The organism is Gluconobacter japonicus, from assembly GCF_015244665.1.
GTDB lineage: Bacteria > Pseudomonadota > Alphaproteobacteria > Acetobacterales > Acetobacteraceae > Gluconobacter > Gluconobacter japonicus.
The window spans coordinates 169,247-180,142 of record NZ_JABCQN010000005.1; the positions used below are offsets into that span (position 1 = coordinate 169,247).

10 protein-coding genes are annotated in these 10,896 nt (G+C 52.9%); 2 read left to right on the forward strand and 8 right to left on the reverse strand.

Annotated features, from left to right (window positions below):
- Window positions 1-17 precede the first annotated feature (17 nt).
- The 3 genes from acs to HKD32_RS11480 all read right to left on the reverse strand — a co-directional run bounded on the left by acs (window position 18) and on the right by HKD32_RS11480 (window position 3,160).
- Entirely contained in the window at window positions 18-1,916 is a 1,899-nt protein-coding gene (gene acs, locus HKD32_RS11470) for an acetate--CoA ligase (protein WP_061929395.1), read from the reverse strand.
- A 149-nt stretch (window positions 1,917-2,065) separates the two neighbouring features.
- Window positions 2,066-2,626: a 5' nucleotidase, NT5C type gene (locus tag HKD32_RS11475; protein ID WP_061929398.1), complete on the reverse strand. Its 561-nt coding sequence runs from the start codon at window positions 2,624-2,626 to the stop codon at window positions 2,066-2,068.
- A gap of 120 nt (window positions 2,627-2,746) precedes the next feature.
- Window positions 2,747-3,160: a hypothetical protein gene (locus HKD32_RS11480; protein WP_010502614.1), complete on the reverse strand. Its 414-nt coding sequence runs from the start codon at window positions 3,158-3,160 to the stop codon at window positions 2,747-2,749.
- 388 nt (window positions 3,161-3,548) lie between these two features.
- Here HKD32_RS11480 and HKD32_RS11485 point away from each other — a divergent pair, with 388 nt between their 5' ends.
- A complete protein-coding gene (locus HKD32_RS11485; RefSeq protein ID WP_061929401.1) occupies window positions 3,549-4,505 on the forward strand; it encodes a ribokinase in 957 nt (318 codons plus the stop codon).
- 45 nt (window positions 4,506-4,550) lie between these two features.
- Here HKD32_RS11485 and HKD32_RS11490 read toward each other — a convergent pair whose 3' ends face one another.
- Genes HKD32_RS11490 through HKD32_RS11505 form a run of 4 tightly spaced genes read right to left on the reverse strand, consistent with a single transcriptional unit; the run spans window position 4,551 to window position 8,010 of the window.
- Window positions 4,551-5,123, reverse strand: coding sequence for a PqiC family protein (locus tag HKD32_RS11490; RefSeq protein WP_194258010.1), 573 nt, complete (start codon window positions 5,121-5,123; stop codon window positions 4,551-4,553).
- The gene (locus tag HKD32_RS11495) at window positions 5,120-6,082 is read right to left on the reverse strand and encodes an MlaD family protein (protein ID WP_061929407.1); all 963 of its coding nucleotides are present in this window, start codon (window positions 6,080-6,082) and stop codon (window positions 5,120-5,122) included. The genes HKD32_RS11490 and HKD32_RS11495 overlap by 4 nt, the downstream gene beginning before the upstream one ends.
- Window positions 6,082-6,855 (reverse strand): ABC transporter ATP-binding protein, encoded by a 774-nt coding sequence (locus HKD32_RS11500; protein WP_061929410.1) that lies wholly within the window; start codon window positions 6,853-6,855, stop codon window positions 6,082-6,084. Before HKD32_RS11500 ends, HKD32_RS11495 begins: the two co-directional genes overlap by 1 nt.
- 3 nt (window positions 6,856-6,858) lie before the next feature.
- The gene (locus HKD32_RS11505; protein ID WP_061929413.1) at window positions 6,859-8,010 is read right to left on the reverse strand and encodes an MlaE family ABC transporter permease; all 1,152 of its coding nucleotides are present in this window, start codon (window positions 8,008-8,010) and stop codon (window positions 6,859-6,861) included.
- Window positions 8,011-8,220: 210 nt separating this feature from the next.
- Here HKD32_RS11505 and HKD32_RS11510 point away from each other — a divergent pair, with 210 nt between their 5' ends.
- Window positions 8,221-9,123 (forward strand): S1/P1 nuclease, encoded by a 903-nt coding sequence (locus HKD32_RS11510; RefSeq protein ID WP_061929418.1) that lies wholly within the window; start codon window positions 8,221-8,223, stop codon window positions 9,121-9,123.
- A 37-nt stretch (window positions 9,124-9,160) separates the two neighbouring features.
- Here HKD32_RS11510 and HKD32_RS11515 read toward each other — a convergent pair whose 3' ends face one another.
- Window positions 9,161-10,564: a diguanylate cyclase gene (locus HKD32_RS11515; RefSeq protein WP_194258011.1), complete on the reverse strand. Its 1,404-nt coding sequence runs from the start codon at window positions 10,562-10,564 to the stop codon at window positions 9,161-9,163.
- Window positions 10,565-10,896: the final 332 nt, after the last annotated feature.

Sequence of the window (10,896 nt, forward strand, 5' to 3'; positions counted from 1 at the left end):
CCGACCAGAGGCATCAGTCAGCCCTGCACAATACGGATCAGAACGTCCACGATTTCCGGATCGGCGAGTGTCGAAAGATCGCCCAACCCGTCTGTTTCCCCACAGGCGATCTTGCGCATCAGGCGTCGTACGTTCTTTCCAGAACGCGTTTTCGGTAGATCTGGGACGATGTAGACTTTCTCCGGCACCGCATAGCGCCCGACCTTGGCCGTAATGGCGCGAACCGCAAGCATTTCCAGTTCCGGATGAGACGGATCGCGTGCAACAGCATAGACGATGATCCCTTGACCCTTCAGGTCATGCGGAATGCCAATGGCCGCACTTTCGACAATAGCATGCTCGGCAGCCAGTGCGTCTTCAATTTCGGCAGACCCGATCCGATGACCAGAGACGTTGATGACGTCATCAACCCGCCCCGTGATCCAGTAATATCCGTCTTCATCACGGCGCGCACCATCACCTGTGAAGTAATGGCCGGGATAGGGGCGTAGATAGGTTGTCTGAAAGAGTGCGTCGTCGTTCCAGATGGTCAAGGCTCGACCCGGCCAGGACCCATCCAGACACAAAACCCCTTCGGTCGCACCGTCCAGAACCTGTCCTTTGTCATCCAGCAGTACAGGATGAACGCCCGGAAGAGGGAGAGTGGCAGAAGCCGGCTTTTCTTTGACTGCACCTGGCACAGGCGAAATCATGATGCCGCCACTCTCTGTCTGCCACCATGTATCGACGAATGCGCATCGACCACCACCGATTACGTCATCAAACCAGGACCACGCTTCCTGACTGATCGGCTCTCCAACAGTTCCCAGAACGCGCAGGGAGGTCAGGTCATATTGACGTGGCAGATCGTTGCCTTCCCGCATCAGGGCACGAATGGCCGTTGGGGAGGTGTAGAATGTTGTGACCTTGTGGGACTGAATGACCTCCCACCAACGGCCGGGAGCCGGGTGAGATGGCATCCCTTCAAACAGAAGAATGGTTCCACCGTTCGAAAGGGGGCCGTAAACGACGTAGCTGTGGCCTGTAATCCAGCCAATATCTGCCGTGCACCAGAAAACATCGCCCTTCTGATGATCAAAGACCAGTTCATGCGTGTAGGAAGCCCATGTCAGGTAACCTCCTGTTCCATGAACAATGCCTTTGGGCTTCCCGGTACTGCCTGACGTATAAAGCAGGAACAGTGGGTCCGTAGAGGCCATGGTCTCAGCAGGGCAGGAGGTGTCAGCCTTTGCCAGAAGCGGGGTCAGAAGTTCATCGCGACCGGCCTGCATCGGAACGGGCTCATCCGTCACGCTGACAACCAGAACACTCCGAACGGACAGCGTCTCAGGCCGCAGGCTCAGGGCAGAGTCCATGGTTGTCTTGAAAGGGATGCGTTTTGCTCCACGTCGCCCGACATTTGCCGTGATAACCAGTGTTGCACCGCTATCGACCAGTCGATCCGCAATGGCTTCCGGCGAAAAACCGCCAAAAAGCACTACATGAATGGCCCCCAGCCGGGCGCAGGCCAACATTCCAACCACACCTTCGATAACGGTCGGAAGGTGAACCGCAACCCTGTCGCCACGAGAGATTCCGTGGTCGCGCAGGACATTCGCCATCTGGCAAACACGCGCATGCAGATCACGGTAAGTCAGGCGAACAACATGATCGGCTTCTTCCGCCTGCCAGATCAGGACAGTCTGCTCCCCTCTGCTCTCAAGATGACGATCCAGACAATTCACACTGGCATTCAGCGTTCCGTCTGCAAACCAGCCATTTCCGGTATCCTGCGCGGAGGAGGGAGATCTGATCCAGTCCAGTCGTGTGCTCTGGTTCTGCCAGTAAGCTTCCGGGTTCTGCTGTGCTGCGTCTGTAAGAGCACTGTAATCGGAAGGGGAAAGGCGGAATGCGCCAGAGCGGAACGGGGTGGACATAAAAGAAGCGTGCTCACAGACCAGAAGCTGAAAACGGGAGCAAAGCTGTATCGTAAACTGAGGCACAAAGCCAAAAGCAAAAAAACCAAAACAGCTTACAATATTGTAATATTATTATCCGCGTTTCGCCGCATGGTCAGCCTGAGAACTCACTCTTTTTGAGAGTGCAGTTGGTCACTCAGATAAGAAACAGCCTCGTGCCAGTTATTGACGCGGGGAGACCACGCTACATTCTGGTTATGAAGGGCGGAGAAAAGAACGCCCTGACCCTGAAAATTGCGGAAATGACGCACATTGTCGTCGATCAGATAGTCTGCGGCGAGAATGTTTTTATGGCCGCAAAAAACGATATTGAGCGGGGAAATAAAAGGAAAATTCTTCTGAAGCCACTGAAATTTGGGCGCACAGGAAGCAGGATACTCCATCGCAGCAGTCGTAATGAAAATATCGAAATCCTGACTAAGATGTTTCAGTGCTTCTTTGGCACCGGGCATGACCGTCAGATCAGCGAAGAACTCTCCGGCGTGGAGGAGTTTCTGCATGTCCTCAGCATGTTCCGGAGTGGCCAGATCTCCCAGATGTCGACCTTTTAATTCGTCATCAGTCCAGGTGTATCCATGGGTAACCTGATACCAGAGACGTTGCGCAGCAAAAGCATCCGCGATCACTTCGTCCATGTCGATGGCAATACGTAAGCGGCGGTTTCCCATGGTTCCAGACTCCTGAACGGGCTTCATAAAAGAAGTTTCTCCCGTTCAGGGTCTCAGATCAATGTGGCTTTGCTCTGTTTGCAGGACAAAAGGCTGTCAGGCCAAGGCTTTGCTCCAGAACTAGCGCAGACGTCTGCCTTCCTTGATGCCATAGAAAATGAAGTGCAGGAAAAGGTCCCCTTCATATTCTGCAAGATCGGGATTGGCTGCGCGATAATCGTGCGGGCTGAAAAAACGGTTTGGCTGCCGACCCTCGCGATATCCAGATTCTCTATAATGTGTTGCGGCATCAAATCCAGCGGCTGCAACATCAGGGTATTCGCGGACATACCAAGCGCTGTCAAAAGCACAGACCATGTCGGTAAGGAAAGGGTTTACGACGGGTACTGAAACGACTTCCGTCTCTATTACTTCAACTTTTGCTTCCGGCTCCTGCGCAGCTTCAACAACCGGCTCGGCTTTTTTTGTACGGGCGGAGGTTGCGGTTTTTTTTGTCGTGGAACGGGAGGTGGTCTGGCGGCTGGTAGAAGACATAACGGACAGAACCTTTTGAGCTATATCTGTTTCGAGCAGGACGCACAGCAGGTCCGTCCAGACCTCAGTGCAAAACAAGTGAATGTGTGAAGGATAGCTTAACAATGAGGGCATTAAAATGAAAATAATACTCTTCTGATAGAAAATAATATTCGAAGAGAAATGGGGAAATTTAGAAGTTTTTGAGGGGCGGCTGAGATGAAATGCGTCACCCGTGGAAATGGCATGAGCAGCACTTGTTTTCGGATGTTTTTTATAATGGCTGTTTGCAGATCAAAGGTGTGATGCAGGCGTTTCCTGATCACATTACCCCCGAATGATGCACGTCATGCTGACGGAAAGTCATGTGAAGTGTTAAAGAGGGGCTTCTTTTTATTGAGATGAAGCCATGTCCGACAACACACCTCTGATCCTGTCTTTTGGAAGCATTAATATTGACGTTACGGCTCGGGCCGCCCGTCTGCCGCGGCCAGGAGAGACAGTTCATGGGGAAAGCTACGCCGTCATGCTCGGTGGCAAAGGCAGCAATCAGGCTGCGGCGGCGGGACGGCTTGCGGCCGGATCCGGAGTGCAGGTTGCTCTCGCAGGTCGGATTGGTCAGGACGGCTTTGGTATACAGGCGCGTCAGGAACTGGAGCGCTTTGGTGTGGACCTTTCTCCTCTGCGTGAGGATGCGGCCAATCCAACCGGTATTGCCTTGATTGGAATTGATGGAAGCAGCGAAAACTGCATCACTGTTGTTGGTGGCGCAAATATGGCTGTTGATGAAAGCGATGTCTCTTCCGCCGACGAGTGGTTGGGGCGCGCTAAAGTTCTTCTGCTGCAACTGGAAATTCCGCAGCTTGCGGTTCTTGCCGCGGCGCGACGTGCGCGGAGTGCTGGAGCTATTGTAGTACTTGATCCAGCTCCCGCACCGGAACACGGACTTCTGGAAGATCTTTGGCAGGAAATCGATATTCTGACGCCCAATGAGAGTGAAACATTTCAATTGACGGGTATCCGCCCTGACACTGTTGAGGATGCGGCACGCGCAGCCGAGGCTCTGCTCACCAAAGGAGTAAAAGCAGCTCTTGTGAAAATGGGGAGTCGCGGCGTGTTCTGGCATGATGGTACGCAGAGCGGATATAGCGCGCCGTTTCGGATTCAACCTGTCGATACGGTTGCGGCAGGAGACTGCTTTAATGCCGGGTTGGCGTTTGCCTTGGCGCAGGGACATACCCTCGAACACGCGGTACGTATCGCGTCAGCATGCGGAGCTCTTGCGACAACCCGGCATGGCGCGGCGGACGCGGCGCCAGAATGGAGCGATGTCGTGACTTTAATGGCCGCTCAACCCGCGGAGTGAGCAGGGGCATATCGCAGGGCAGTTCGTGATCCCTGCGATATATTTTTAGAGCTGTGGAGTTGAGGCTCCGATTGCAGCAGAAAGTTGCTCAACCAAATCGCGTGTCAAAGCAACGTTCCCTGCATCTGTGACAATCGAGCCGCGGGCTGTGAAACTTGCCCGATGATGCATGACAGGTTTCTTCTCGTTTGAGGGAATAAAAGACCAGTCCGCTTCCAGTGTGCCCTGACCGTCTGCTGCAATATCCAGTCGTGTGACCGTGATGTTCAGTCGCGTCCCAGGCGTTGATGCTGAAGTCTGCGACGTTACGAAAACGGATGGCCAGATCTGCGAGAGCCTGGCGGTGACGAGATCCGTCACCCCGCGTGACAGGCGGCTTGCCCATCGGCCATGTGGGCTACGGTCCAGAACGTCTCCGTGTCTGACAAGCATATCCTGACTATCCAGATAATCAGGCACTTGCACCGGATCGACAGTAACAACCGGCGTGGTAGGGCCAAGCGCGGTAGTTGTGCTCGCAATGGCAGGGGCGCCCAGAGTGTAGAACTGGATAGGTGCGGAGGCGCATCCGCTCAGTAGTAATCCTGTAACGGCTAAAGAAGCAAAAGAGAGTTTCATGGGCGGCGTCCCGTCAGCAGAAGTTGCGGATTGCGTTCGACATCATTGGCAAAGCCGCGAAGTGCAGAAGCAGCAGAAGCCAGGTCCCGCAGACTTGCCTCCAGATTGGCTCTCTCAGAAGAGCGGGGGGAGGTCATGCTCTGAATATTGCTCAGGCTTTGATCCGCTCTCTGGATCATGACATTGCTGGTTTCCAGAAGTTGATGGAGATCCTTGCCGCGCGCGTTGAGTTGCTCTGACCCGGCATCGGCCAGCCTGTTCAGGCTTCTAAGTGTCTGTTCAAGTTGCGGCTGAAGGTGCGTGATCAGATCTCGACTGGCATCAACCATGTCCCGACTATGATCGGACGTGGAACGAATACTTTCGATCAATACAGGAAGATCGCGGTCCAGCCTGTCAGAAAGTTCCCGCACTGCCGCAAGGGACGCATTGGCATTATCCCCCAGCTCTTTGAGGGGAAGATTCTGCAGGGTTTGGGACATGGCCTGAATGGAAGACTGCTTGGTAGGAATTTCCGTTATTGTTGCAATTGCAGGGTGCAAAACAGCGGGAACTTCCGGAGCGAAATCCAGATCAATCTCGGACGAACCTGTAACGAAGCTTTTAAGGTTCATTTCCCCCCGTAGACCTTGGGAGACCAGATCCCTGATCGTTGGAAGGTGGTGCGCTGAATTGCTGGTCAGGGTAATATTATCGGGACGCATGGTCACATACACGGGAATGTAAGCGTCTTTTGTCTCCGGGTTGTATTCGATGACAACCTTATCCACCGCGCCCACCTGTACGCCACGAAACGTGACGGGAGCGCCGACGGAAAGCCCGGAGGACGCACCGTGGAAAATCAGGACAGCCTTTTCCATGCGGGTGAAGGGATGAAAGTTACCGAAAAGCACAAACGCCCCAACGGCCAGCCCGATACCGCCTACGACAAAGGCACCGACAAGAGCTTGCCTGTTCATCAATTGCGTCCTTCTTCGTCACGTTCCCGATGCATGAAAGCATGGACCTGAGGTTCATCACAGTGATCGCGCAGGTCTCGTGGAGAGCCATGAGCGATGGGTATTTTGGTTTTGGCATCCAGGAAGATGCCATCGTCAGCGATATGGAAAAGGCTTGAGAGCTCATGGCTGACGATCACAATCGTCGCCCCCAGCCCATCCCGGAGATTAAGGATCAGATCATCTAGGCGGGCTGATGTAATAGGGTCCAGACCGGCAGACGGCTCGTCGAAAAACAGAACGTCCGGATCAAGCGCGATGGCGCGCGCCAGACCGGCACGCTTGCGCATTCCGCCACTGATTTCAGAAGGCTGAAGGTCTATGGCTTGTAACATCCCAACAAAACCAAGCTTCAGTTCAACCAGTCTTCGGATGACATCGGGCTTCAGATCCGTAAACATCTGAAGGGGAAGGGCGACATTTTCCCCGATTGTCATGGAGCTCCAGAGCGCACCACTCTGAAACAGAACACCGAACCGATGGTTAAGCTCGGTTCTCTCTGCTTCAGACCCATCCCAATATGGAACACCATCGACAAGATATTCCCCGGTAGTCGGGCGCAGCAGGCCAATCATGCTTTTCAGAAGCGTGCTTTTACCGCATCCTGATCCGCCCATGACTGCAAAAATACTGCCCTTTTTGACGTCTAGAGTAATGTTCTTCTGAATGACCTTGGGGCCGAAAGCGAGTGTGACGTCTTTCATGGAAAGAACGGGTGGTCTGGTGTCGCTCATGGATCAGATCCCTACCACGTCGGCGATAACGGCAAAGATGGCGTCGATGGCGATGACGCCCACAATTCCAACAACCACGGCGCGTGTTGCGGCAATACCGACGTCTGCGGCTGATCGTCCTGCCTTTAGTCCAATGCGGCAACTGGTTAGGCCGATGAATGCCCCAAAGACAATGCTTTTCACGAATGCGAAGATGAACTGGCCAATCCCAAAGGACGTCACGGTCTGATGGAAATATCCGGCAGCCGTAATATCGAGCATTGAAATAGCCACGACGAAGCCGCCGAGCATCCCGACCAGGCAACCATAGAGATACAGAAACGGCATGGTGATGATGAGCGACAGAACGGCAGGCAAAATCAGGTAAGTAGATGTCGGGATACCGAAAACATTCAGCGCGTCGATTTCTTCATTGCCCTGCATGGTTGAGATGCGGGCAGCGTAAGACCCGCCTGTTCTGCCAGCCATAATGATGGCCGTCATGACAGCCGCCATTTCACGCACCATCGCAATCCCAACCAGGCTCGCAACATAGATCCCGGCTGCAAATTTCTGGAGTTCCACAGCACCAACGAAAGCGAGAATGGCCCCAACGAGAAAATTGACGATGCCAACAATCAGCAAAGCGTAGGGGCCAGCATTCGTCGTATCGGTCAGAAGATCGACAAAGCGCATTCGGCTGCGACCGCTTAACGCCAGAAAGCCGCCCTTCACCGTCATGGCGCCAAGGCTGGCAACGGTTCCGATTTCGGTCAGACCGCTCAGGGTACGTCCGCCGACAGCTTCCAGGAAGGGAAGACGTTTCGGACGGGGAGCAGGTTTGGTCGCCGGAACATCTGGCAGAAGATCAAGTAATTGCCGCATCGGTGCCGGAAGACTCTGTGTCTCCAGAGTGATGTGCCTGTCATGACCTATGCGTTTGACGTCCCACAGGAAAGCAATAAGCCCTGTGTCCCAGCGCGCCGTTTCCCGTGTATCGAATGCAAGCACACTTCCGGCCGGAGCATCGTCAAGACCATTCTTCGGAAAAGAGGGAATGCTGCCGCTGCGGGCTGTCCAGGAACCTTGCAGAGACAGAACCGGACCGTTCTCTCCCCTTGACAGCTTCCAGCTTGGAGCAGAGGCACCTTTTGTTTGTGGGTCCGACTGTTGCAAGTGTACCTCGATGTTTGGGTCAGCTTGTTCTTGTTCCTGTGTAAGGGCAGACGCGTTTGCTGAAAAGAGGTTACTGAACCGTTCGGTCATTTTTGGGGTGAATAAAAAACAGCCCCGTTAGCACCGGCAACCTTGCCGGTTTTTCTTGTGAGCATTCCGCAAGAATGAGAGAACGAAATTAGCTTTCATCTTTGATTTGAGATTTTCTCTATGCGCTCATGGATATTTCCTGCTGCTTTAGCTTGCGTTTCCGGACTTTTCAGTATTCCGCAGGCTCACGCATGGGGACCATATGGTCATGCGATTGTTGCTGACATTGCTCAGGACCGTCTGACACCGGAAGCTGCAAAGGCCGTTCAGGCTCTCCTTGCTTTGGAGGGGCATCAAACATTAGATCAGGTTGCATCCTGGCCCGATACGATCGGGCATGTTCCCAAAAAGAAGGGCGGTCTCCCAGAAACCTTGGTGTGGCATTATGTCGACACAGATGTTGCCAACCCAGCCTACGAACGTGATCGTGATTGTGCGGACGGCAATTGCGTTGTTGAAAAACTTCCAGAGCTTGAAAAGCAACTGGCAGATCGTTCAGCCACACCGCAGCAGAGGCTGGATGCTCTCAAATGGGTTGTGCATCTTGTAGGTGATTTGCATCAACCCTTGCACGCGGCTGAACGCGATCATGACAAAGGCGGAAATGCCATTCGTCTTTCCTATTATGGAGAAACAGAGAACGGGCATATGAATCTTCATGCTCTTTGGGATGAGGGCGTGCTGGATCGTCAGGCTTCGCTGGTTGTGGGGCCACATTACACGATTGATTTTACCAAAGCCCGCGCAGAGGCCAATCAATTGGCTTCCACCATTACAGCAGACGAAACGACATATTGGGTTGCTGATCTTTCTGGAGGTGATCTGTATCACGCGGTAGTTGATTGGACCGACGAAAGCCATTCTCTCGCCCGTTCTATTGCTTACGGAGCTCTTCCCGAGACCAAGGCTGCAGATATACGCGATGCGTACACGTCGATCGCATGGCCCGTCATTCAGTTGCGACTACAACAAGCTGGTGTGAGGCTGGCTGCGGTTCTGAATACAGCGCTTGGTAAGGAATAAATCCAAGCGCGGCTTTCAATATCCTTCATTCTGGATGTTAATAACGTGGCAGGCTGTCCAAGTTGGGCGTTGCAATGACTGTGCAGTTCCTGCCACGTGCCTTCGCATAATACAGGGCGCGATCCGCATCCTCGATGAGATGCGTATAATCGGGGTGCCCTTCAAAGTGGGCAACTCCGATTGAAGCAGTGACAGAGGACGTGCTCCCGGTTGGCTGTGTGGAGATTTGAGTAATGTTTTCGCGAATATTCTCAGCAACCTGGAACGCACGCTGTGCATCAGTTTCTACCAAAGCAACAAGAAATTCTTCGCCGCCATAACGGAAAATGAAATCGCTCGTTCGACAGGATGCAACCAGTTTTTCCGCCACTTGACGCAAAACCGCATCGCCACCGGTGTGACCGTAACGATCATTAATTGCTTTGAAGTGGTCGATATCGATCATCAGAATACTGAAAGGAACTTGCCTCCGGATAGATTGGGCAACTTCTCTTGCCATGATGGTTGGTAAGAAGCGTCTGTTCAAAGTGCAGGTGAGGGGATCGCGGCCACTTTCAAGAGCTTCGCTTTCTTTGAAGAGATCATCCATCAGAAAACGAATTTCTTCGATTTGTGCTTGCAGTTCATGAATGCGTGTCGCTGCTGGCGGTATTTCCAGAGCGAGTGAAGGAACCAGAACATGATCAATCCTGCGGATAGCAGTCCTGATATGTTCGATACCGCTAGTGTTGGGGAAAAGAAGACTACCCTTGTGATTAAGCCATAACCCGAAGCCGGAAGATTCTAGGAGGGGGAGGGGAGGGGGAGCGTTACAGCAAATGGACAGAAGAATTTTGTGGCCCCAGTCCAGTAGGGCGGCACGTTGCACCTCCCTTTCGAGGGTGACATCCTGTCCTAAAGTTATCAATCGATAGGCTTCATCTGTCTCGATTTCTTTTTGAAGATCTCGAACAAACTCCCGACTCATCGTCTCTATGGCGAGATCCATCATGTTCTCGACGTAGTTAATTGCTGTCGACAAGTCTTTCGAGGAGAGCGCACTGTCAAAAAGAGACTGCCTCAAAGTGCTTTTAAGAAGGCGCGCTCCATGCATGACGACATGGAGTGGAACCCGGATCCGTGCATGGACGAGACCAATCCTGCGTTGCGTCGCAATAAGCGACGAAAGGTCAGGAGCGAGAGCTGAAAAAAGTGACAGACACCATTTTAGAAGAGCAGAGTGCAAATGATCGTTGACGATCTGGTTAGACAGAAAAGGAGAGGCTTCTGGGTGATTTAAAAGCGTGGTGTAGAAAAACTCCACACCTTCTGGAGCACGTTCTTCGACGGTTTTCGCAACAATCAGACGAATTCTAGGGTCCACGGCGTCTATAATGAGCTGCCATTCCCTCTCATCAGGTGAGAGAGAAGACGTAATGGAGGGTAGTGTATCGACCGTCATCGGAGACTCCTGGAGCGAAAAACGGCTTACGAGAAAAGGGATGCGTACGATACACGCTTTGTAAGGGTGCGCTCTCAATCTCGTCTGGGGATACCGTAGAAAGCTTTTCATAGCGTTAACAGAGTGTCCTTTATCCGATCAATGAAGTGGGCGGCAAAAGGGAAAATGACTTTATTTCATTTTTCTTATATTTTTTGGTTGACGGGTATGTGTGGTGGTCTTATAAGCCCGTTCACCGACGCGGCGGGGCTCACCTGAGGGGCTCTGAAGCGGGGTGGAACTGGTCTTTGAAAATTGAATATGGAATTGGAAGGGATATGTTGGCGGCGTTT